Annotated in this window: 19 protein-coding genes, 1 tRNA gene and 1 pseudogene; 8 read left to right on the forward strand and 13 right to left on the reverse strand. The window is 33.5% G+C overall.

Translation table 11 applies throughout. The features are described 5' to 3' along the window. Positions 1-28: 28 nt before the first annotated feature. The 4 genes from ONG78_RS07245 to ONG78_RS07260 all read left to right on the forward strand — a co-directional run bounded on the left by ONG78_RS07245 (position 29) and on the right by ONG78_RS07260 (position 5,977). Positions 29-1,003 (forward strand): ankyrin repeat domain-containing protein, encoded by a 975-nt coding sequence (locus ONG78_RS07245; protein WP_264378021.1) that lies wholly within the window; start codon positions 29-31, stop codon positions 1,001-1,003. Next, entirely contained in the window at positions 987-2,753 is a 1,767-nt protein-coding gene (locus ONG78_RS07250; RefSeq protein WP_264374970.1) for a pentapeptide repeat-containing protein, read from the forward strand. Before ONG78_RS07245 ends, ONG78_RS07250 begins: the two co-directional genes overlap by 17 nt. Before the next feature lie 35 nt (positions 2,754-2,788). After that, complete coding sequence (gene gmk, locus ONG78_RS07255) at positions 2,789-3,397, forward strand: guanylate kinase (RefSeq protein WP_010406904.1); 609 nt, start codon at positions 2,789-2,791, stop codon at positions 3,395-3,397. A 243-nt stretch (positions 3,398-3,640) separates the two neighbouring features. Next, positions 3,641-5,977, forward strand: coding sequence for an ankyrin repeat domain-containing protein (locus tag ONG78_RS07260; protein ID WP_264378022.1), 2,337 nt, complete (start codon positions 3,641-3,643; stop codon positions 5,975-5,977). Here the strand turns inward: ONG78_RS07260 and sdhA are convergent. Further along, entirely contained in the window at positions 5,949-7,748 is a 1,800-nt protein-coding gene (gene sdhA / locus ONG78_RS07265) for a succinate dehydrogenase flavoprotein subunit (RefSeq protein WP_264378023.1), read from the reverse strand. The two genes, ONG78_RS07260 and sdhA, sit on opposite strands and share 29 nt — an antisense overlap. 208 nt (positions 7,749-7,956) lie before the next feature. Beyond that, positions 7,957-8,367 (reverse strand): zinc-ribbon domain-containing protein, encoded by a 411-nt coding sequence (locus ONG78_RS07270; protein ID WP_007302100.1) that lies wholly within the window; start codon positions 8,365-8,367, stop codon positions 7,957-7,959. Positions 8,368-8,405: 38 nt separating this feature from the next. Between ONG78_RS07270 and dapD the strand changes: the two genes are divergently transcribed. Further along, positions 8,406-9,239, forward strand: coding sequence for a 2,3,4,5-tetrahydropyridine-2,6-dicarboxylate N-succinyltransferase (dapD, locus tag ONG78_RS07275; protein ID WP_264378024.1), 834 nt, complete (start codon positions 8,406-8,408; stop codon positions 9,237-9,239). On the opposite strand, the gene ONG78_RS07280 is transcribed toward dapD, so the two are convergent. After that, positions 9,240-9,521, reverse strand: a complete 282-nt coding sequence (locus ONG78_RS07280; protein WP_052264858.1) for a DUF2610 domain-containing protein — start codon at positions 9,519-9,521, stop codon at positions 9,240-9,242. After that, positions 9,522-9,914 (reverse strand): hypothetical protein, encoded by a 393-nt coding sequence (locus tag ONG78_RS07285; protein WP_007302103.1) that lies wholly within the window; start codon positions 9,912-9,914, stop codon positions 9,522-9,524. A gap of 82 nt (positions 9,915-9,996) precedes the next feature. On the opposite strand from ONG78_RS07285, the gene ONG78_RS07290 reads away from it, so the two are divergent. Continuing rightward, positions 9,997-11,025, forward strand: coding sequence for a class I SAM-dependent methyltransferase (locus ONG78_RS07290; RefSeq protein ID WP_026097238.1), 1,029 nt, complete (start codon positions 9,997-9,999; stop codon positions 11,023-11,025). A gap of 914 nt (positions 11,026-11,939) precedes the next feature. Here the strand turns inward: ONG78_RS07290 and ONG78_RS07295 are convergent. From ONG78_RS07295 to ONG78_RS07320, 6 genes are all read right to left on the reverse strand, one after another. Next, the gene (locus ONG78_RS07295; protein WP_264374963.1) at positions 11,940-13,280 is read right to left on the reverse strand and encodes an ankyrin repeat domain-containing protein; all 1,341 of its coding nucleotides are present in this window, start codon (positions 13,278-13,280) and stop codon (positions 11,940-11,942) included. Positions 13,281-13,389: 109 nt separating this feature from the next. Further along, a complete protein-coding gene (locus ONG78_RS07300) occupies positions 13,390-13,869 on the reverse strand; it encodes a helix-turn-helix domain-containing protein (RefSeq protein WP_264374962.1) in 480 nt (159 codons plus the stop codon). Positions 13,870-14,170: 301 nt separating this feature from the next. Further along, complete coding sequence (locus ONG78_RS07305; RefSeq protein WP_052264643.1) at positions 14,171-14,761, reverse strand: COQ9 family protein; 591 nt, start codon at positions 14,759-14,761, stop codon at positions 14,171-14,173. 18 nt (positions 14,762-14,779) lie between these two features. Beyond that, positions 14,780-16,312, reverse strand: coding sequence for a Mur ligase family protein (locus ONG78_RS07310; protein ID WP_052264644.1), 1,533 nt, complete (start codon positions 16,310-16,312; stop codon positions 14,780-14,782). A gap of 150 nt (positions 16,313-16,462) precedes the next feature. Further along, positions 16,463-17,173, reverse strand: coding sequence for a triosephosphate isomerase (locus ONG78_RS07315; RefSeq protein WP_213863783.1), 711 nt, complete (start codon positions 17,171-17,173; stop codon positions 16,463-16,465). 24 nt (positions 17,174-17,197) lie between these two features. Next, a tRNA-Thr gene (locus ONG78_RS07320) sits at positions 17,198-17,270 on the reverse strand. Between the two features lie 77 nt (positions 17,271-17,347). Between ONG78_RS07320 and rsmA the strand changes: the two genes are divergently transcribed. Continuing rightward, on the forward strand, positions 17,348-18,142 hold the full coding sequence (gene rsmA / locus ONG78_RS07325; protein ID WP_264378025.1) for a 16S rRNA (adenine(1518)-N(6)/adenine(1519)-N(6))-dimethyltransferase RsmA: 795 nt from the start codon (positions 17,348-17,350) through the stop codon (positions 18,140-18,142). Between the two features lie 123 nt (positions 18,143-18,265). Next, the gene (gene guaB / locus ONG78_RS07330; protein WP_264374958.1) at positions 18,266-19,753 is read left to right on the forward strand and encodes an IMP dehydrogenase; all 1,488 of its coding nucleotides are present in this window, start codon (positions 18,266-18,268) and stop codon (positions 19,751-19,753) included. Between the two features lie 268 nt (positions 19,754-20,021). On the opposite strand, the gene rho is transcribed toward guaB, so the two are convergent. From rho to ONG78_RS07345, 3 genes and pseudogenes are all read right to left on the reverse strand, one after another. Further along, a complete protein-coding gene (rho, locus tag ONG78_RS07335; protein WP_264378026.1) occupies positions 20,022-21,428 on the reverse strand; it encodes a transcription termination factor Rho in 1,407 nt (468 codons plus the stop codon). 194 nt (positions 21,429-21,622) lie between these two features. Continuing rightward, entirely contained in the window at positions 21,623-22,228 is a 606-nt protein-coding gene (locus ONG78_RS07340; RefSeq protein WP_064086031.1) for a cell cycle transcriptional regulator TrcR, read from the reverse strand. 114 nt (positions 22,229-22,342) lie between these two features. Beyond that, a pseudogene (locus ONG78_RS07345) lies at positions 22,343-22,457 on the reverse strand (IS5/IS1182 family transposase); the annotation flags it as partial. Between the last annotated feature and the right edge of the window lie 483 nt (positions 22,458-22,940).

Genomic DNA, 22,940 nt, shown 5'->3' on the forward strand with positions numbered 1-22,940 from the left:
TTTAATTAAGCCTATATTTGCAATGTTTATGAAATATAAAGCATTCTTCATACTATTAATTGTTATATCTAACCTGCTTGCTGCAGAACAGCCTGAAGAAAATAAAAATGAAAGCAGTATAAATCAAGAAGACGTATCGAAAAGCAACACTGATGCTGAAAAAACTTCTCCGCTTCTGAGCGAACTCAAAGAAATCACAGACCCAACAAATGTAATCAATGAAGAAGTACCTTCAAGTAATCAAACAAACCTACAGTCTGAAGAGGAGACTAATATAAAAGATACCAAAGCTCTAACAAGTCCTTTATCAGAAGAAAAAAAAGAAGAACCTGAAGAGAAGAAAATCAGTCACAATAATCAAACAAACCTACAGCCTGAAGAGGAGATTAGCAAAAAAGACACCGAACTTTCAACAAGCCAATTAACAGAGAAAAAGAAAGAAGAACAGCCTGACAATATAACACCTGTGAAAAAAGAAAATGAAGAAAGCGAAAAATGGACAAAGCTAAACAAAGAAATAAAAAAACATAAAAGCAAGTCTATATATAAAAGACAATATGATAGCCTAAATGAGCACCTTCCTAAAACTATATTTACTGATGATTACAGTAAGCAATTTTTTTACTGCATCAAGAAGGGCAACTTAATTTGTCTAAGAGGAGTAATAAATAAGCTAGAAAAAATTGGATTAACAATTCAAGAAATACTAAGATTTAGAAATAAATTGGGTGATACTCCTCTAATTTATGCAGTGAAACAAGGTGAAATAGACACAGTTCGCTTTCTCTTATTACAAGGTGCTGATCCTAGAGTAGTTGATAATAATTTTAAGTCCCCTATTGAAATAGCAATCGAAAGGAATCAGATCAACATAATAAACGCAATTGCCGAAATGATGCCATACCTTTTAGAGGATAAAGAAATAAACAATCAAGAAAACTCAGAGATGTATAACTTTGCTATAAAAACAAAAGAAAACACGTGTGATGCAAAAGATAATTAGACTTTTGATATTAATTTTAGTTGGTCATTTATGCTATGGAGATGATGCAATCAATGATTTTTTAAGCGCTCTGCATGATGTAAAATACGTATCTTACAATACAAAAGATTTTGCTAAATTTTTAGTACAGTGTAATAAAGCCAGCATACCACAAGATTTTAAGAAAGGTTTTGGTCCTAATTTAAATGGTGCTAATTTTAGTCAATTGTATTTAAGCAAATCTATTTTTGATGGAGTAAGTTTAATTGGTGCCGATTTTTCTAACACCGATTTATCAGATGTGTCTTTTATCGATGTTGATTTACGTGGTGCCAATTTTTCCAATGCTAATTTACATGGCGTTAAAATAAAAGGCACAAATTTAAGTTTTTCAAAATTTGCTTCTACAAATTTAACAGATATCATATTTGATCAGTCTAATATCAGTTATGCTGATTTTATCAATTCTAATCTCAACAAAGTAAGTATGCGTAATATAATTGGTTTGCATACCAAGTTTTTGAATGTAAAAATGAATTTCTCCAATTTATCAAACTCAAGTGCCAGCTACATCAATTTTAGTGATAGTGAAATAAACGACACTGTTATGCAGAAAAATAATTTCGACAACGCAAGTTTCTTTGGAGTGGATGCACATAAGCTCAAGGTACAATTTTCTTCATTAAAAAATGCTAACATATATGGTGCAGAAATAAAAAAATCGGATTTTACAGGTAGCAATCTTTCAAACGCCTATTTTAATTCTTCCATTATAGTCAACAGTAATTTCGAAAAAGCCAATTTAAGCAATTCACAAATTTCCTATGTGAAAGGGGATAATTCAAACTTCATTAAATCTATACTAAATGGTTCCAAGATAAAACATGCATATGTTTTCGAAGCAGACCTTCAGGATGCTGACTTATCTAATATTGATTTTAGTTTTAGTGAATTGTATAAAGTTAACGCCTATGATGCTAACATTTGTCACGGAAAGTTTCATAATACTAAAGTTGTGAATTCTGACATGAATGGTTCGTTCTTTGACCATTCATTGTTTACCTCTGCAAAAATAGAAGATTCAGATCTTTCCACAACTTCAATGTATAAGACAAAAATTAAAGACTCTCAAATTTATAATAGTACTCTTTCCCACCATAATATGGATTCGAGTGAGATAGAAAATTCAATATTCTTCAAATTATTAGCTGATAATTCGAGCTGGTCTAAGTCAAAAGTCACTAATTCAAACTTTATTGAAAGTGATTTCAAATCCTCCGTGTTTTATGATAATGCCTTTAGAAAGACTAGTTTTTTTCTTAGCAATTTGAGTAATTCAACAGTGAGTGATGTCTCTTTCCTCTCTTCAAGCATATATAAAAGTTCAATTGCTGATATTCATTTAACAGATTGCAAATTTGATAATTCAATTTTGATTGACAATCAAGGACAGACAAAAATTACAAATCTAGAGAATGCCATAACTTCAATTAAAGATCTGCAAGAGAAAATATCGCAGGGCAAAAAATTTGATGTAAATTATTCTTACTTTGAGTTTAAGGATATGAATTTAGAAAATGCTAATTTTTCTAATTCAATATTAAGTAGAGCAAAGTTTGTAAACGTTAATTTGAATAAGGCAAATTTTGAAAAAGCCGATTTACGTTATACTGTCTTTGATAATTCCTCTCTTATTGATGCCAATTTATCAAATTCTAATTTAGAGGGCTCTAGTCTTTTAAACTTTGATTCAAAAAATACAAAGTCTTAAAAAAGCTCTATAATGTACTTGTTAAATAAAGAAAAATGACCGTAAAAAATGAGGGCATACTACTGATTCTATCCTCTCCTTCTGGAGCTGGAAAAACTACTATATCAGAAAAATTACTTGAGCAATCAACTGATTTAGTTATGTCTGTTTCTATGACTACACGCAAACCTCGTCCCGGTGAAGTAAACGGAAAAGACTATTTTTTCGTTACTGAAGAAAAGTTTCACGAACTATGTAAGGCTGGTCAAATGCTTGAATATGCCAAAGTTTTTGAGAATTTTTACGGTATACCAAAAGATTTTATAGAACAAAACCTGAGTAGTGGAATAAGTGTTTTACTGAATATAGATTGGCAAGGAGCATTTCATTTGTTTGAAATCTTAAGAGAAAAAGTTGTAAGTGTTTTTATACTACCTCCCTCAATGGAAGAGCTTAGACTGCGTCTACAAAGGCGTAATAGTGATGATGAAATTGAAATAGAGCGTAGATTAGCCGAAGCGCAAAAAGAGATAAGTAAAAGTAATAAATATGATTACGTAATAATTAATGATGATCTTGATAAAAGCGTAGAAGAGATAAAATCAATACTAAGTAAAGGAATGCTTAAAAAATTAGAAGAAAAATCAAGTTTGAAAGATCTATAAAAACATTGGTTTGTCTCTTTCAGAGCACTCATGCTTCACAGTTTAGCCACATTTATTATTTTTTAAGATAAAATAGTTAAAATAGTAGACAAGTGCTAAAGTGGGGATTTGACTATGACAATAGATTTTCTAATAGAAACTATTTTTCTGCCTTTTCACCTATATTTCGATAACATCTAGCTCAATTTAAAAGTTTAATACAATTCGTTAACGCCAAATAGCTTTTAATATTGAGGTTTTAATATGAGTATAGATCTAAGTATATCAGTTACTAATGCAAACAAACTAGATAAACATATAAACAAAAATGAAAAACAAGATAAAAAAGACAAGCAATTGTATAATATTATAGAGAGAAAGGTAAAAAAAGAAAAACATCAGCATAAAAAACCAGGAAGTCGAGATGGAACACTCAAGGAATGTAAAAGGTTATTTAAGGAAGGCGCTAGTCCTGAAGTATTAACTAAATTAAAAGAATCGCTTAGAGAACAGGAAAAATATCACAGATATTATGTCCAATGTTTCCTTCCAGTGCTAGGTGAAGTAATAGAACGATCGAAAAGAATATCAAATGAAACAAAAAAACAAGTAATTTCTGAAGTCACTAAAAGTTGTTTTAGTAGGCACAGCGAACAAGACAGTGGCTACGGTAGCGATTTTGAAGATGAAATAAACGGAATATCAGATTCTGATAGCGATTTTGAAGATGGAATAAACAGAATATCAGATTCTGATAATGACGTTCAATTACTAAATGCAATCCAAAATGGAAACAACAGGAAATTTAGAAAATACCTAAAAGATTGCACAAATGTCAGTGGCATAACAGATGAAAAAGGAAATAATATTTTACACCTTATTGCATCGCTCAAAAAGAAACAAAAGCTTAAGTTTCTAGATACCTTGATAAAAATAGCTAACGAGAAAAATTTAGTACAACTTGTTGATAGTGAAAATCAAGAAGGAAAGACTCCTTTTCAGGTAGCACTAATTAACAAGATAATAAAAGGGAAACATGAGTCTAATACAGTTAGAAGTAGCGATAATACACTTAAGTTTCTTGCAAAATTGTTAAAGTATGGAGCCAAGCTAAGCTTACCTACAGAGGATTTAGAAAAATTATCTAAAAAGCAAAATGAATACTATCTTAAATTTTTAGAGAAATTGGCTGAGCGAAAACCAGAAATAAAAACAAAAGTTGAAGAAGTTATAGCCCATACCATAAATACTCCAGATAGTAATGATAATTATCAATTACATTTAGCAATTAAAAATAAAGATGAGAAATCCTTTAAGGAGTTATTGCAAAAAGGAGCAGATATTAGCCTGAAAGATACAGATGGTAATAATGCTTTACATCTAATAGTTTTAGAATTAAAGCAAAAACGAAAGTTTGAATTTTCAAATATAATATTAAATATAAGTAAGGAGGAAGAAAAAGAGTATCTTAAAGCACAGTTTAAAAAAGCTATAAATGCTGAAAATACAGCAAAACAAACACCTCTTTATTATTTATTCCAGCATATAAAAGAAAAAAATGAGGATCGATCATGTACAGATAAAAAATTTGAAAAAACAAATAGATATAAAGCCTTAGAGTTATTTCTCCAAAATAGTGCAGACATTACTGCTCAAGACAAAGAGGGTAATAATGCTTTGCACTATATTGCTTCGCTAAAAGGAGAACAAAAGGTTGCATGCTTGGAGTTGATTTCCAGTTTAGTAAAAGAAAAAGAAATATCTGAAGATCAGTTAGGTAAGGCCATAAAGGCCATTAACGAAGAAGGAAGAACACCGCTACAAGTATCATTAACAAAAAAAGCAGAAAAAGGCAACCACCTTTCGCAAATGAAAACAATTTTTGATCTAGGGAAAAAGTACGACAATACAACAAAGTTTTGTGCAAAGCTGCTAGAAATAGGTGCTGATTACCGTTCTCTGAAACTAAAAGATCGAGAATTTCATACTGAAAAATATTATTGCACTTTACGTAATTTAGAAAATTACTCAAAAACTCCACAAGAAGGAAAGGTAAAAGCTAAAGAACTAAGGAAAAAACTTGAAAAAAAATATAACGTTAGAACTTTTTCAAAAAAATGTCAGCATATTCTACACAAAACAGGAGATGGCCTAAAAGCTGCATGGAAATGCATTGATCCGGGCAGGAGAGCTAGTGTATTGTTAGCAATCACAGTAGCAACTACTATTATTACAATGGTAACACTTTCTTGCTTCCAAGGACAAATTGCAATTGGAGCAGCGTTACCCATCATAGCTATAACAGGAGTGGTGTGTCTGATATTCACTTTGGGACTTAGCGACATTAGGAAGTCTGTTAAGGAATTAACCAACGATAAGCAAAGCCGTAAAGATGATCACCTAGCTGCAAAACAACCTGAAAATATTACTGAACAACAAAATTTAGCTAACAACTCAGCAGAGCAAGAAGTACAAAGATCGTCAGATCAATCAGAGCATACAGAAAGTCCAGCTACTCAAATGAGCAATATATCAATATCACGTCAATTTACAAATATGCTAGATGGATTGACTAATAAATTCTCTTTTCCGGGGCGATGAAATTAATCTCATCGCTCAGAGTTTTTTTAGCAACTTTTTTATAGTCAATTTCTACACTGACTTGGCTTTTCTCTTCTTTAAGCCATGCCATAGTATGTTTCATCCAATTTTTATCATCACGCTCGGGAAAATCTTCACGAGCATGGGCACCTCTGCTTTCCTTACGATTAGCTGCGCATTCCATGGTAATAACCGCTTGTGGAATCATATTTGCAAGCTCCAGTGCTTCAACCAAATCACTATTCCATATCATACTGCGATCTTCAACTGCAATTTTAGGCATCATTTTTGCTACTTCTTTTATAGCTTTTTTACCTTCTTCTAAAACTTCAGCAACACGAAATACTGATGCATATTTCTGCATAGTGTGCTGCATTTCACTGCGTATTTTTGCTACTTTGAGCTCTCCAGAAGCAAATCGCATTTTATTAAATCTATCTACTATCCAGTCTGTGCAGTCTAAATGCAATTTTTTATGTGGTGCATCAGGTTTCAATTTTTCTTTTGCTCTGAGCGCTGCAGCTCTACCAAAAACCACAAGATCAAGAAGCGAGTTAGAGCCAAGTCGATTTGCACCATGTACAGAAACACATGCCGCTTCTCCAATTGCAAACAATCCATCCACTACTTCTTCCTTACCTTCCTTCAGTGTTATCACTTCTCCATGATAGTTGGTTGGAATACCGCCCATGTTGTAGTGAACAGTTGGAATAACAGGTATCGGATCTTTAGTAACATCAACTCCTGCAAAGGTTTTTGCTGTTTCACTAATACCTGGCAATCTGAGTTTGATCACTTCCGGATCAAGATGCGATATATTCAAGTACATATGATCTTTCTTTGGCCCAACTCCCCTTCCCTCTCTAATTTCAATTGTCATTGCTCGACTTACTACATCACGAGAAGCCAAATCTTTTGCCTTTGGCGCATAACGTTCCATAAACTTCTCACCCTGAGAATTAACGAGGTACCCACCTTCACCGCGGCATCCTTCCGTCATCAAGCACCCTGAGCCATATATTCCTGTTGGATGAAATTGCACAAACTCCATATCTTCAAGTGGCAACCCAGCTCTTACCACCATGCCATTACCATCACCTGTGCAGGTGTGTGCACTTGTTGCAGAAAAATAAACACGTCCATAACCACCTGTTGCTATTACCACAAAATGTGCACGAAATCTATGCAACGTACCATCACACAGCGACCAAGCTATCACCCCACAGCATGTCCCTTTGTCCATAATCAAATCGATTACAAAATATTCGACAAAAAATTCAGCGTTAAATTTAAGACATTGCTGATATAGAGTATGAAGAATTGCATGCCCAGTTTTATCTGCTGCTGCACAAGTACGCTGAGCCGATTTTCCTTTACCAAAGTGAGTTGTCATTCCACCAAAGGCACGCTGATATATTTTTCCATCTTCCGTACGAGAAAAGGGTACACCAAAATTTTCAAGTTCAATCACAGCTTTGGCAGCATTTTTACACATATACTCTATTGCATCTTGATCGCCAAGCCAGTCTGAACCTTTTATTGTGTCATACGCATGCCAGCGCCAATCATCTTCAGCAATGTTGCTCAAGGCTGCACTAATTCCGCCTTGTGCTGCAACTGTATGACTCCGTGTAGGGAAAATCTTAGAAATACAGGCAACTGAAAAATTAGTTGCAGCCATTCCAAGTGTTGCTCTAAGCCCTGCTCCACCTGCACCCACTATCACCACATCATACTCATGCTCTATGATTTCATACGCTGACTTATCCATATCCACTTATTTTATCATCACAGGCTTATAATATCACAGAAGTAGAAAAAATCTATACAAGTTTTCTGGATGTAAGCTTCTGAAACAAATCTATAGTAAACGATGTAATAACAACCATAGGGCGTCATGAAAGTAGCTGAAATTGGAATGACACTATCATAAAGGAATAAGTGTAGTTATTTGCATAACATTGATGACTTATGCCTATTTAATTAGATCTAAAATTAGATAGAAAAAGGTAATCTTGATAAAACTCATTTACAACAAGTTCTCTCGCACTTGAATTTTCCGTTTGCACTTTTTTGTATCCTAATTTATGGCTTATTGAATCTTTATATGAACTAACTGCTTTATATATCTTACTTACCTCTCCTGGAAAGATACCACCAACAATTATAACGCATAACCCTGCAACTGTTGCAAAAGCTAGAGTTAAACTTTGCCTCCAGTTAGCTTTTTTTTCTTGTATACCAGCAGGGCACAATTCACTTGACATTTCTTTTAGATACTCATGCCACATGTGATTGCAGTTTGTACATTTCACTTTTCTTCCAGATTCACCTATTTGCCCACGAGATACTAAGTAAGTTTTAGTACAATTATGACATTGTATTTTCATAGTGCTTACGTATAAAATAATATAAATTTGATATCAATATGTATATAATAAATGAAAAATTTGCAACTAAAAAATTACAAGATGAGATAGAAAATATTTGGAAAGATAAAGAAAAACTTAACCTAAAACACGAAGCAAGATTAATAATCAAAGAGGTAATTGAGTTACTTGACAGTGGTAAAATTAGAGTAGCAGAAAAGCTATCAAGTGGAGAATGGATAGTACATAAGTGGATAAAGCAGTCAATATTATTACATTTCCTCACTGAGGAAAGCAAAATAATAGACAACACCAATTGCTGGTTTGACAAAATCGGTAGTAAGTTTAGTGAATGGAATGAAGAAAAATTTTACCATTCAAAAATTAGAGCAGTTCCTGGATGTTTTGTCCGCCAATCTGCTTACATAGGTAAAAATGTTGTTCTAATGCCAAGCTTTATCAACGTTGGTGCATACATTGATTCTGGCACAATAATAGACACTTGGTCAACAGTTGGTAGTTGTGCACAAATAGGAAAAAATTGCCATATTTCCGGTGGAGTGGGAATAGGCGGAGTTCTTGAGCCCATTCAAGCTTCTCCAGTCATTATAGAAGATAATTGCTTCATTGGAGCGCGCAGTGAGGTAGCCGAAGGTGTTATAATAAGAGAAGGATCAGTCCTTAGTATGGGGGTGTTTATTGGAGCATCAACAAAAATTATTGACAGAGAAACAAGCAAGATATTTTATGGTGAAGTACCACCTTACTCTGTAGTTGTACCAGGATCTACTCCACCTAAAAACAACATTTCAACCTATTGCGCAGTTATAGTAAAAAAAGTGGACGAGAAGACGAGATCAAAAACTTCTATAAATGAAATATTGAGAATCTAACTACTTACCGTCACTTTTTTTATCATTATTACTAACTATAGTAATGGCATATGCGCATAATTCTGGAAAAGAGATCCCGTTTTCTTGAGACAGCTTGTATAATTTTTGCAAACTTTCTTTAACTTTATTAGGAATGTTTCCTCCACGCTCCTTTGCAAGCCATGAATCTTGATGGTGAATTGGATGAGTATCACCCTTTGGATTTCCTATATATACTGCAAAAGGTGCATTCTGTCCTTTGAAATCACACTGTACAGTAAATTTTTTTATAGACTCAACCATTTAAAGACCTCTACTTTTCTTTTTAACCGATTTTATAGAAGATACAAGAGGTGGTTTTTTGATAAAATCTTGCCTATTAAACACACTTTCTTTGCCTTCTAAAGCTCGACGAACATCGGCTCTGCTTAGCTGTGACTCTTTTGCTACCCTCATTCCATGCTTTACCATAATATTAGTATATGCTAACACTTTTTTTACTAACTCTAGATCACCATTCAACATTTGAACCAATGCTTGAAATACCTCCGCTAAAGTTAATCCATCAGCACTTACAACCTTATTTTCTACAAAATTGATAGCTTCTTTAAATTTATATTCAATACCATCATCTTGAGGTATAAGGGTAACATAATCCGTATCTTGATTGTCCATAACCAAAGGAATACTACTCATATGTTTTTAAACTTATATTATATATATAAATACTCCACTATTTTATAGTATGGCACGCTATAGTTAAATGTTTATTAATAATATGCTCACTTATATACACGAATTAATTGATAAAAGCCAAGGATCAATATCTATCAGTGATTTTATGAACGCTGCTCTATATCATAAAGAGTACGGCTATTACATGAATAAATTACCACTTGGCAAAGATGGTGACTTCATTACTGCACCTGAAATTAGTCAGCTATTTGGTGAAACAATTGCAGTGTGGATAATGAATACATGGGAAAAATTAGGAAAGCCATCAAAATTTTCTCTAGTTGAACTTGGACCAGGTAAAGGAACACTCATTCATGATGTAATAAGAGTCACCAAAAAATATAGCTGTTTTTTTAGCTCAATGGACATTCATCTAGTTGAGATAAGCCCTATTTTACAGAAAATACAAAAGGAAAAATTAAAGGGATTAGATATTAATTGGCACACAGATGTCGACAACTTACCAAATCAGCCAACTATTTTTTTTGCAAATGAGTTATTTGACGCCCTTCCAATTGACCAATTTATTTATCGTGATGGGCAGTGGTATGAAAATAGAGTAATAAAACAAGATGATGGCAGTCTTTCATTGTCACTCCAGTGCTTAACCAGACCAAAAACTGGATTCCAGACTGGAATGACAGGGGGTTTCAATGGTGCAGTAGTGGAAGTATGCCTAGCCGGAATCGAAATATTAAAGAAACTTGAGAATAAGATAGTCAATAACGGAGGAGCTGCCCTGATTATAGATTATGGTTATGTATATCCTGAATATAAGAGCACTTTGCAATCGATAAGGCAGCATCAGTATGCTAATTTTCTTGAAAATATTGGTAACAGTGATATTACTGCACTTGTAAACTTTCAAGCGTTAAAAGATTCATTAAAATACTTAAATTGTGAGATTTTAACTCAAAGAGAATTTTTATATTTGTTTGGTATAAAGGAAAGAGCGCAAGCTTTAATGGAAAATGCAAGTAATGAACAGAAGAATAAGATCTTCAGTGAATTTTTAAGGTTAACTGAAAATATGGGTACTCTCTTTAAGGTAATGCTGATTCACCATTTGTAGTCTTGTGTAGTTCTTATGTTAAACATACAAATACTAAAAAATTTACAGAATAAAAAAGGTAAAAAAAACGTATCTGTTCAGCAGAGTAGCAAAATAAGATAGACAGATAAGACTATCATAGGAACAAATAGGTGTCATGAAAGTAGCTGACACTGGCACGACAACAAAAAAGTTACTCAAATGACACCCTTTTGATGCACAATTTTTGGTGCATCACGTACTGATTTTCATCCAAGACGATGTCATGCAAGTAGCTGACACTGGCATCCAGCCTTTTCGCGCAAAAAACGTTGTAAAGTGTTTAGTTGGATCCCAGCTGGAATGACACTTGGTTATGCAAGAAATCTATTGTCAAAAAAAATTACTTCCGCATATTTTGAATCTGATTATAATGACAATTAGAGATATTTTAAGAGCTCAAAATCTATCTTTGTCTGCAGACTTTCAGTTAACTTTTCAATAAAAAACGTAGCGTATCTTTTTCAGCGGTCTGTCATATGTGCGCTGCATTTTTTTCTAATCTTTTTATACAGGAGGATTTTATGTCCAGAATTCCAGATACTTGACCTTTACTTTAGCTAATAACAGGCGCCTGTGATTTTTATAAAGAAAGTGTAGGAAAAACTGTTTCCAGGCATAAATTTGCCATGTATACCTAAAAAGTAATTATATTAGCATAATATTCATACTTATATGCCAATATTAATATTCTTTGAATGGAATACGAAATTAATGTTGAAAAAATATGTACCAAAAAATTTATGTGGGATCTATGCCGAAGCTCAAATTGCATGACACCATTTATTTTTATGGTTTTGTCTATTTTATTTTGCCACTCTGCTAAACGGATACATTTAATTCCATTTTTATCGAGCAGATAATTGTCATATATTAGCTTAGTTCTCCTGTTATACTTAAATATAAATCAGCATAGCCCTAATTTTTTTATATATTTTACTTCTTTCTCTATATTTAATAATAGGCTTGAAAATAAATGGTAAACCTATAATTGTTAAGCTTAGAGCTAGGATTGAAAGTACACAAAAGGCTTTGTGTTTACTATGTAGCTCTTTCAAGTAAAGCATCAAAAACCTACAAAATTTTTTGTAATTTTCTTCAATATTTTTTTTGCTATGAGCCTTGTCAATAAACATATCTATTGCAGTATAATCATTACTACAATTAATTGCCCCTTTTTCTATTAATAGCTGAGCTATATCAAAATAATCCTTTTGAATAGTAAGATGCAGAGGTGTAAAACCTTGTTGATCACAAATATTCATATTGGCTTTTACTGCTAACAACATTCTTACAATTTCTACATGGCCTTTTTTAGCTGCAAGTAGCAGAGGAGTTCTGTTGCATCTAGTGACGGCATTAACGTTTACCTTAAGCTCCAATAAGAACTTAACTGCTTTAGTATCACCATTATAGCTAGCTTTATGTAACCTGGTGTTACCGCTACAATCTTGGTCATCTGCTTCTATTCCCTTTGAAACAAGAAATGTTACCATTTGCCTATTATTATGCTTAATAGCGCAATCCAGTGCATCAAAACCATGTTTATTTTTTGTGCAAATAAACTCTTTTAACTTAGCTTTTGCTTGCTTTACAATAAGCTTTACCAGTTGCATTTTGTTGTTATATGCTGCTAGAAAAAGCGTAGTATTATTTTCTGCATCTTTTGCTTCTATGTTTGCACCTTTCTTTATCAGATATTCTATAATCTCTGCTCTACTTTCATAATGTGTAGTACATTGATAAATGGTCAAAAATAAAGGAGTACGAAAGTTATTATCTTCACATTCAAGATTTGCTCCGCTATCAATTAAAATCTGGACACTCTTTTTAGAACCGTATAATGAAGCTATGTGAAGAGGAGTATAGCCTTCCTCAGCATCTTTTTCATTAACTTTTGCGCCTTTTGTTATTAAAAAATCCATTAATTCTGTGTCATCTTGTAGTGTAGCAAGGTGAAGTGGAGTAAATCCATTTTTATCTCTAGAATTAATTGTCAATTGATTAACAAGAAGTTTAGCAATTTTTTTGTGTCCATGCATAATAGCATAATGCAGTGGATTTCTATTTTCATTGTCCACAACATTAAAGTCAGCTTCGTGCTCTAATAATGATTTTACTCCAACTAAATCGCCTTCTTTTGTAAACTTATGCAAGAGAGTGACTCCGCTTACATCTTTTGAGTTAATATCAAATCCACTTTCTACCAATTGATGTATGTCTTCCTCACACGCCATACCATTTTAATTAAACCCTTTTCGCATTAACAATACTCCCACTTAATTAAGTTTGAATGAATCTGTAAGAGAGATATCACAATTTATTGAAGTTACTAAATCCGATATATTAAAGTCCACAATTTCCTGAATAAAGCCCTGACGATATTTTGCACACATCCATCTGCACACGCTCTCCAGGTACTTTACAGTTATAACGCTTGACCTGTTTGCGATAATGACGTTTAACATGCAGAAGACTTACATCATGTTTTTTGAAAATTTTGTGTATAGTAGCCAATGACAAGGATAAATCATATAGACGTCTTAACTCGGTTTGAATACGCCTTGCCCCTAGCTTTCTAGTTTGTCTTAGATGAAGAATAAGCTGCTCATCTGATTCATTGATCTTTTGCAAAGGTGAAGTTTTAGGCTTACTACTGAGATCTACTAATCCTTTTTCACCTAACTCTTCATAACGTTTGTACCATTTACGTAAGGTAAAACGTGAAATACCATAATGCTGACATACCTTTCCTGCATGACCCAACTCTTTGTATAGTTTTATCCAACTCAGACGTAGTTTAACCCTAGAATTTATCCTTTGCAATTGTAATAAGGTCTATAAACTACTGCAAATCCAAATTTCTATTTGATCTTACATTCTTATTGTAATAACCTCTATGGATCACACAGCATTAGTCGTGTATCTGAACAGATACTTTTGTACATGGATCAGCTTTATGTGTATCAATTCTGTCTACTTCAAGTTTCCAGCAAAACTACTTTCTAATGTATTGCTTTCAATCAAGTTCTTTGTTAAGCTCACTGTTAGTGGATGTCAATTATCTTAACATAAAAATCAAGGCAGCTTTAGGTATAAATACGAGTAACTCGTATAAGTAAAGAGGCTATAAGAAGTTTCTTACCATTCTATTCAAACGGGTTTTAAACTTTTGAAATGTCATGACATTGTTGATACGTTTGTCAAGAAACGACAGGGTATCTGCAAAATCTTCTGAATAATCATTGATAAAAAAAAGTATCGTACTTAAGTACACTCCAGCTAATATTGCTCTTTTTGTATAGTAGTTAAAATCTGTTGATTGATCATGAATGCCATACCAAATCGCGCTAACAGTTCTGTACAAGAGTTTACTAGAAAAATATGTATTTTGGGGTAATATAGAGAATGATAAAACATTTTTTAAAAACTCTCTGTAATTTTGTAACTTAGCATAGTTTGAAAGGCGTATTTGGACAGCTAACTTTATCCGCTCTCTTACCTTCATATCTTCTAAATTGGAATTCCAAAGTTCAGTTTCCATTGAGCTATTTAAGTCCTCTGCTATGTACTCCAAAGCACTATATATTCCATTTTGAAATTTACAAAAACTATTGGCTAGGTTAAGGTTCGTGCACACTTTCAATAAGGTTGCATCACTTATTCCTTCAAATGGAACAACCTTAATCAGCTCATCTACTATTAACTTTTGTTCCATACAATATTATACTAAACATCACATATAATTATACCTGAGATTTTCAAACATTCTGCAAAATGCTTCACCGCGCTCTTCAAAATTTTTCCACTGATCAAAAGAAGAACATGCAGGAGAAAGTAATATCGCTACTTCTTCTTTGCTATTTATGGCCTCTTCAAAAGCCAGTTTAAATGCGTTTTCTAGATTATAGCACTTCATATAATCTATTTTGTTCTCCATAATGTTTGCAAAAACTTCAGTTGATTCTCCAATAAGAAAAGCTTTTCTAATCTTGGTGAAATGCTTGCTTAATGATTCTATTCCGCCTTTTTTGCTTTTTCCGCCAACAATCCAGTATATGTTTTTATAAGATAAAATTGCCTTTTCGGTCGATTCTGCATTGGTTGCTTTGCTATCGTTGATAAAAAGTACATTATGTATTTTGCCAAGAAATTCATTTCTGTGTCTTAGCCCTGGAAAGGATTTGATTTCATTGACAATAGTGCTGCTATCTACTCCAAGTAACTTGCACACAGCGTGTGCAGCTACTATATTTTCTACATTGGATACTAGGTTTACTTTCATATCACTCATTGATAAGTTGTGATTCTCTAGTTTTAGCGAGATCTCCTGAATCTCAGCACTCCTTTTGTCATCCAAGTAGCTGACACTGGGATCCAGATAATTTCGATCTATACCAGTAATCTGTTCACTATAATCAAGCAAATTGTTATCTGCCAATGATATTAGATCTCTTGCACTACCCTCTGTCATCTGGGTAGTTGGCAATGGTTTTTCTTTTCTGGTCACGCGCTGGAATGACACCAGGGAATATGTTACTGAAATTGGAATTTTGTTCCCAGTGAATTTATTGAATACATCAGCGGTAATTTTGTTATCACATCCTATCACGGCAATCTTGCTACTGTTTATCAGTTTTAATTTAGTTGCTATGTAGTTATTCATACTTCCATGTCTATCTATGTGGTCTGGTGTGATGTTTAGCAATACAGAAATGTCTACATTAATTTTATTTATTAGCTCCAATTGAAAAGAGGAGAATTCAATTACATAAATTTCTGCATCTCTTTCTAAATCCAAAATAGGCACACCTAAATTCCCGCCAATAGCTACTTTTTTCCCTGTGGATTTTAATATGTGCCCTATTAGTGACGTGGTGGTTGATTTGCCATTTGTTCCTGTAATGCCTATAACCTTCTGATTTGTAGTTTTAGTTTCAAGAAATAGCTCAATGTCTGATTTTATTTTGCAGTCAAAGCTTCTTGCAAGTTTTACTACCCAATGCGTTGGTATTGGCACTCCAGGGCTCAAAATTAGTGTGCTTATCTCATGCCAATTATACTCATTGGGATGAGTAAAGTTACACTCTTTATATATCTTTTTTGCATTTGCTATTTGCTCTTTATTATCATCCCATGCATATATTTTTGCACTGCTTTTTGTTAGAGCATTAATAACGGACAAACCAGTTTTACCAAGGCCGAAAACCGCAACACTTTGATTTTTGTATTTGTTTAGTTGCACTTCTAGATAACTTATGCGAACCATTTTATAAAGATATAATACAAATTATAATGACTTCTTCCATAGTTTTTGGCAGTGCTTAACTTTATTGTCACAACCTTAGCCAATAGAAAACTCCTTGACACATTTTGCCAACTCCCTTGCCATGACAATAAGAGTATTTATCCTTTAGAATTAATTAAGAGAAAATTTTTTCTTGACTTGTTGTATAATTTGATAAAAGTGATCAAAATCTAAGCTTGCACTACCAATTAAAACTCCCAACAGATTTGGAATACTGAGCAAGTTTCCTATATTTTCTGAGCTGACTGAGCCACCATATATAATGTGTTTTTTACCAGTACACAATTTTATTATCTCTATCACCTCAGCAATTGCGTCATTATTTGGCACATTTCCTGTTCCTATTGCCCATATCGGTTCGTATGCTATGGTATATTCACCTTGTGTTGGCAAACGGTTTTTGCATTGATATTCTATTACTTCTTTTGTTTTTTTATTTTTATAATCTTCTGAGTTTTCACCTACACAGATGATTGGGTGTAATCCTGATTCTATTGCTGTTTTCGATTTAAGTTTTATTTCACTATCTTTTTCATGAGCCCTTTCAGAATGTCCAAGTATTACGTAACTACATCCTAGTTCCTTCAACATTCCTGCACTAATTTCACCTGTGTAAGAACCGAACTCTTTATGATGGCAATTCTGTCCTCCTATTTTAATATTGTTGTTCAACTCTATATTGCTTTGAAATGATGTAAAAGGAGGGCAAATTACTAATTTAGAGGTAATTTCGTTGCTCTTGTTGTTAAGTTTGCCTATAAAGTCAACAAATGAAGAACGTGTTCCATTCATTTTCCAATTTGCTACTATTAAAAAAGACATCAATTTTTCTTATATGAATGAGAGTGCCGGCTGTCGGACTTGAACTGACAACCTACTGATTACAAGTCAGTTGCTCTACCAATTGAGCTAAGCCGGCATTAAATACACTGACAATATACAATTATTGATGAATTTTCGTCAACTAATTTTTAAAATACTGCATAATAAGATTATATGAGAAAATTTTTACTGAAGCCAAAAAAGAGTCTAGGGCAAAATTTTATTTTATCGAATGAGATAATAAAAAGAATAGTTGCCTTAGCCGGTAGCCTGAAAGATTTTAATGTTATTGAAATTGGTCCTGGGTATGGTGCGTTAACAAGAGAAATATTGGCATATAATCCAAAGTTTCTACTTTCTATAGAAAAAGATAGTAGTTTAGTGAAACATCACGAACAATTGCTAAATGAGCATCAGGGAAAATATAGAATTATAGAAGCAGATGCACTTAATGTTGTAGAAAAAGAGCTGGTAGAATGTCCAGTCAAAGTCATTGCTAACTTGCCTTACAATATCTCAGTAGCGTTATTTTTAAAGTGGTTAAATAATATAAAATTTTTTACGAATTTGACGTTAATGTTCCAAAAGGAGGTAGCAGAGCGTATTACAGCAGAACCTAATTCTAAAGATTATGGTTCCCTATCAGTGCTAAGCCAGTTACTATGCGACATAAAGAAGGAATTTGATATTGAACCTAAGGAATTTTTTCCAAGACCAAAAGTATATTCTTCAGTAATTACAGTAAAACCTTTACCCACTCCAAGATTTGCAGTAAATTTAGAAACCTTAACAAAGCTAACACGTGCTGTGTTCGCTCAAAGAAGAAAGATGCTGAGAAATAGCTTGCAAAGTATAACTAGTGATGTCTCAACTATTCTTGAGAATGCTAAACTGAGTGGAGACGAACGTCCAGAAAGCTTAACTATTGAGCAGTTCTGTTTGCTAGCAAATAATGTAATTTTGCGATAAATATATTAGGAGCTACATCCCTCTTTTATCCTATTTTGATCTAAAAATAGCTGGAGCCAGGCTAATTTTGCAAAAGCTCTATTGCAATTTCATTAATTGGCGTATAAGCTTTAAATAAAGCATATGAAAAAAATGGAAGCTTGTTATTCGTTTGACGATGTACTTCTCTTACCGGCCTATTCTGATGTATTGCCTCGTGATGCAGACACAAGAACTTATCTAACAAATAATATAGAACTAAATATCCCTCTCATATCCTCTGCAATGGACACTGTCACTGAATCAGGCTTTGCAATAGCTATTGCCCAACATGGTGGAATAGGTTGCATACATAAGAATTTATCAATAGATGAACAAGTGTTAGAAGTAAGAAGGGTGAAAAAATATGAAAGCTGGATCGTGTATAACCCAATTACAATTTCCCCAGATAAAACAGTTGCAGAAGCAGTTTCATTAATGAGAGAGTATAATTATTCCGGCATTCCTGTAGTTGATCAACGCAAGTTAGTGGGAATTTTAACTAATCGAGATGTGAGGTTTATTGAAGACCAGAACATGAATATAAAAGTTTCCGAGGTAATGACAAAAGATAAGTTAGTAACAGTTCGAGAGCAGGCAGTAAACAGCGCCTCAGCAATGAAATTGTTGCATGCAAATAGAATAGAGAAGCTTTTGGTTGTTGATGAAAATTCTTGTTGCATAGGTCTAATCACAGTTAAAGACATCGAAAAATACAATAGATATCCAAATTCATGTAAAGACAGTAAAGGTCGACTCAGAGTTGCCGCTGCAATTGGTACTGGTAAAAAAGACGGTATAGAAAGATGTGAAGCTTTGATCGGAGAGGAAGTCGATGTGGTTATTGTAGATACCGCTCACGGTCATTCCGAGAACGTTATCAGCACTATTAAGGAAATAAAAAAGATGTATCCGAATACGCAATTAATCGGCGGAAATATTACAACAAAGGAGGCTGCTGAAGCGTTAATTGATGCTGGTGTTGATGCAGTGAAAGTTGGAATAGGGCCAGGATCAATTTGTACTACCAGAATAGTTACAGGCGTTGGTATGCCACAATTCTCTGCGATCAAGAATATTGCAGAGGTTTGTAAAACAAAAAACGTCAGACTAATTGCTGATGGTGGAATAAAATATTCGGGAGATGTTGCAAAAGCTATTGCAGCTGGTGCTGATACTGTGATGATAGGTTCAATCTTTGCTGGTACTGAGGAAAGCCCAGGTGAGATTATCATGTATAAGGGTAGAGCATATAAGGAATATCGAGGAATGGGATCTATTAGTGCAATGAAACGAGGGTCAGCTAGCCGTTATTTTCAAGATTCAAAACTTGATTTAGTCCCACAAGGAGTAGAAGCAAGAGTTCCTTTTAAAGGTCCAGCTTCAGGAGTGATCTGTCAGTTAATTGGTGGGTTGCAAGCTGCAATGGGTTACACTGGCAACCGTAATATAGAAGAGATGAAAAAAAACTGCAAATTTGTCACTATTACTTCATCAGGGTTAAGAGAAAGTCATGCTCATGATATAATCATTACACAGGAAGCTCCAAATTACGCTTACCAAGCATCTAATTTATCATCTGATTCAGAGTAAATACAATCCCCTTTTGAGTGGGTCATGTCAACACTGGTACAACAATTGATATTGATATTAAGAGTCAAAAAGATGTCATCTAAGTGGCTGACACTGGAAAATCGATTGTAAATAAACTGACTACATAAAATTTTTGATCAAAATCAGTGCTATAAGTTGGAATAGCAACTTAAGGTAGATTGCCAGCTTAATATATTTTGATAAATCCAAAAATTATTTTAGCTATAAGAGAGCTTTGCTTTTTTGCTCCATCAGAATTGGCTTACTTTTAGTGATTCATGGAGTTAAAAAAGTCAGCATTGCTCTTTGTTAAAAGTAGTTTGTCACGTAAAAACTCCATTGCTTCAACAGACCCCATAGGATTAAGTATCCTACGCAATACCCATATTTTATTTAGTATGGCCTTATCAACTAATAGCTCTTCCTTCCTTGTTCCGGATTTTGTAATATCAATAGCAGGGAATATACGTTTATCAGCAAGTTTTCTATCTAGTATAATTTCAGCATTACCTGTGCCTTTAAACTCTTCAAAAATAACATCATCCATTTTTGAACCAGTTTCTATAAGGGCTGTAGCGATGATTGTCAAAGAACCACCATTTTCAATATTACGAGCTGCTCCAAAAAAGCGTTTTGGTCTTTGCAGCGCATTTGAATCTACACCGCCGGTTAGAACCTTTCCAGACGAAGGAATGACTGCATTATAAGCACGTGCAAGACGAGTTATAGAATCAAGCAAAATCACTACATCTTTTTTGTGTTCAACCATTCTTTTAGCTTTTTCTATTACTATTTCAGCAAGTTGGACATGACGGTAGGCAGGTTCATCAAATGTAGAGCTTACCACTTCACCCTTTACAGAGCGTATCATATCTGTCACCTCTTCGGGTCTTTCATCTATAAGTAATACTATTAGTTCTATTTCAGGATGATTTGTAGCTATAGAGTGAGCCATTTGCTGAAGCAATATCGTTTTTCCTGTACGAGGTGGAGCAACTATCAATGCTCTTTGTCCTTTTCCAAGAGGTGTAACTATATCTACAGCACGCATGTTTATATCTTTTTTATTATCTCCGCTACTATTGTTTTCAAGGATGAGGCTTTTTTCAGGATAAAGTGGAAGCAAATTATCAAAATGTACGTACTTTCTTAATTCACTGATTTCAGTAGAGTTTATACTGTGAACCTTAGTTAAAGTAAAATATCTTTCCTTATCACCAGGTGGCCTTATTTCTCCACATGCCATATCTCCTGTACGTAAATTAAACTTCTTTATTTGGCCATTGGAAATATAAACATCATCGGTACTTGGAGCATAATTTGCACTTGATGAACGTAAGAAACCAAAACCATCAGGCAATATTTCCACTACTCCACTTCCTGTGGTTATGCCTCCTTCTTCACTCATTTTCTTCATTAAACTGAATATCATTTCCTGTTTTAGCATCCTGCCATTGCCTTTACCACTAGTTGAAATTTTTCTTTCTTCAGCTAGCTCTAACAATTCTTCTGCTGTTTTCTCTTTCAATTCGCTCAGGTCCAACGTTTTCTTGTTTTTTTCAGCACCTTCACTGGTCATTTGTTTTACTGCGTCAGCATTATGAATTTGTTCGCTTTTTTCAGGTTGACCTACAACCTCTCCTTTTGCTAAGACATCTTCATTGATTGTTGTCATAATCCTCCAAAAATTTTAATTGATGCTTACTAACCTAAAATGTGAGTATAAAACAATAAATTAGGCTGAGCTAGTTTTTAGTGCGTATTTAGACTTAATTATTATTAAACTAGATACTTTACTTACATTATACTGATAAAAACTAACAAGTCAAGTCAATTTAATATTAACAAAGTACAAGAATTTGAGAATCATCAATAGCTATTATTTATATTTTTTAATCTTTGTTTCTTCTCTTCTTCTACTTTCGCTTTTTCTACTTCCGCTTCTAAATTTTCCTGGCTACATAAACCAAGTAGTACAGGATCTTGAGGTTTGATATTGAGTATGTTATGATGAGATCCATCTCTTACCTGCTCAACTGTGTAATTTGTTGTACTAACTAGCTTAGCTATCACATTATTGTTCAAGATAGGAAATTTTTTTACCAAATAATAAATCGCATTAGGTTTATCTCTACGCCTTGCTGTGGAAGCAAAGGCAAGAAAGCTAATCGTCTTTGCCCTTTTTTTCATATTTTTTATAATCAAATTTGGTACACGATTTGGATTTTTTTTGCAATTATCGATTTCTTTTTCAGTAATTATTTCAGAAATAATAGGGTCATACTTTTCAACTTCTATTTCCTCATCAGCTATGTCTTGTACTTTTTCAAGGGATAACTTGCAACATTGTGCTATTTGATCAAAAGTTAAGCTAGTGTTATCAACCAACCAAGCAGCTACTTGCATGAGAAATTGTTCATTTCTATCTTTATTGTCTTTAGAAGATTCCATTGACATCGAAAAAACATCTCCCATTTTAATATTCCTTTACTGTTATAGAAATAAAATATAAACCATTAAAACTAAAAAAGCATTAACTTTGTCATCCAATGGCTTTTTGGTTTATATTTCTTATCTCTTAGAACCTGTTCATAATCTTTTGAGGAGGAAAGAAGTAAAAGCAAATTTGTAGGCTAGTATTAAGTTTACGCTCGCAATTTTTCCAAAGTCGCCTACATTTTTCCAACCAGGCAAAAGATCTCTCACGTTAGCTAGTTGTTACTCTCTAATCCTGAAAATTGGCGTTCTATACTGTCTTAAACGTTTTATAAGCTCGTTTCAGCTTATGTAGGTAAAACCTAGAAATATTGTGAAGACGTAAGGTGCACATAGTGCAAAAAATTAAAAATAAGACGCCAACTGTATAATACTTTTGTCGTTTAATCTGCACAGATTGAAGATAATAAAATACCTTCAGTCTTATGATATGTATAACAATGTTACAAAAAATAATATCATAGAATTCAAGAAGATAATTCCTAGAGGGTTACTCATCTATAAAAGGCCGAATTTTGTTAGCTATTTAGATGTAAAAGGTAAGCTAAATTTTTATAAGGAAAAAACAGTAATTAACTAAAAGAGAGCGCTGGACGAGGCAACTTAATTGGTTTGCTATTTCAACCACCATAACTCAATCAACAAATTTTGAAAAAAAACACCGTGTTTTAAGAACCTTATTTATCGACAT

Origin of the sequence: Wolbachia endosymbiont (group B) of Philonthus cognatus (genome assembly GCF_947179345.1) — a bacterium.
Classification (GTDB): Bacteria; Pseudomonadota; Alphaproteobacteria; order Rickettsiales; family Anaplasmataceae; genus Wolbachia.

What these genes read in the sequence shown, in the direction of transcription:
- ONG78_RS07270 (WP_007302100.1), bottom strand. Translation starts at nt 8,367, where the DNA reads ATGAAAATACAATGTCATAATTGTACTAAAACTTACTTAGTATCTCGT.
- ONG78_RS07260 (WP_264378022.1), top strand. Translation starts at nt 3,641, where the DNA reads ATGAGTATAGATCTAAGTATATCAGTTACTAATGCAAACAAACTAGAT.
- ONG78_RS07285 (WP_007302103.1), bottom strand. Translation starts at nt 9,914, where the DNA reads ATGAGTAGTATTCCTTTGGTTATGGACAATCAAGATACGGATTATGTT.
- ONG78_RS07315 (WP_213863783.1), bottom strand. Translation starts at nt 17,173, where the DNA reads ATGTCTTTTTTAATAGTAGCAAATTGGAAAATGAATGGAACACGTTCT.
- ONG78_RS07310 (WP_052264644.1), bottom strand. Translation starts at nt 16,312, where the DNA reads ATGGTTCGCATAAGTTATCTAGAAGTGCAACTAAACAAATACAAAAAT.
- ONG78_RS07245 (WP_264378021.1), top strand. Translation starts at nt 29, where the DNA reads ATGAAATATAAAGCATTCTTCATACTATTAATTGTTATATCTAACCTG.
- rho (WP_264378026.1), bottom strand. Translation starts at nt 21,428, where the DNA reads ATGACAACAATCAATGAAGATGTCTTAGCAAAAGGAGAGGTTGTAGGT.
- gmk (WP_010406904.1), top strand. Translation starts at nt 2,789, where the DNA reads ATGACCGTAAAAAATGAGGGCATACTACTGATTCTATCCTCTCCTTCT.
- ONG78_RS07295 (WP_264374963.1), bottom strand. Translation starts at nt 13,280, where the DNA reads ATGGCGTGTGAGGAAGACATACATCAATTGGTAGAAAGTGGATTTGAT.
- guaB (WP_264374958.1), top strand. Translation starts at nt 18,266, where the DNA reads ATGAAAAAAATGGAAGCTTGTTATTCGTTTGACGATGTACTTCTCTTA.
- ONG78_RS07340 (WP_064086031.1), bottom strand. Translation starts at nt 22,228, where the DNA reads ATGGGAGATGTTTTTTCGATGTCAATGGAATCTTCTAAAGACAATAAA.
- dapD (WP_264378024.1), top strand. Translation starts at nt 8,406, where the DNA reads ATGTATATAATAAATGAAAAATTTGCAACTAAAAAATTACAAGATGAG.
- ONG78_RS07305 (WP_052264643.1), bottom strand. Translation starts at nt 14,761, where the DNA reads ATGGAACAAAAGTTAATAGTAGATGAGCTGATTAAGGTTGTTCCATTT.
- ONG78_RS07250 (WP_264374970.1), top strand. Translation starts at nt 987, where the DNA reads ATGCAAAAGATAATTAGACTTTTGATATTAATTTTAGTTGGTCATTTA.
- ONG78_RS07290 (WP_026097238.1), top strand. Translation starts at nt 9,997, where the DNA reads ATGCTCACTTATATACACGAATTAATTGATAAAAGCCAAGGATCAATA.
- sdhA (WP_264378023.1), bottom strand. Translation starts at nt 7,748, where the DNA reads ATGGATAAGTCAGCGTATGAAATCATAGAGCATGAGTATGATGTGGTG.
- rsmA (WP_264378025.1), top strand. Translation starts at nt 17,348, where the DNA reads ATGAGAAAATTTTTACTGAAGCCAAAAAAGAGTCTAGGGCAAAATTTT.
- ONG78_RS07280 (WP_052264858.1), bottom strand. Translation starts at nt 9,521, where the DNA reads ATGGTTGAGTCTATAAAAAAATTTACTGTACAGTGTGATTTCAAAGGA.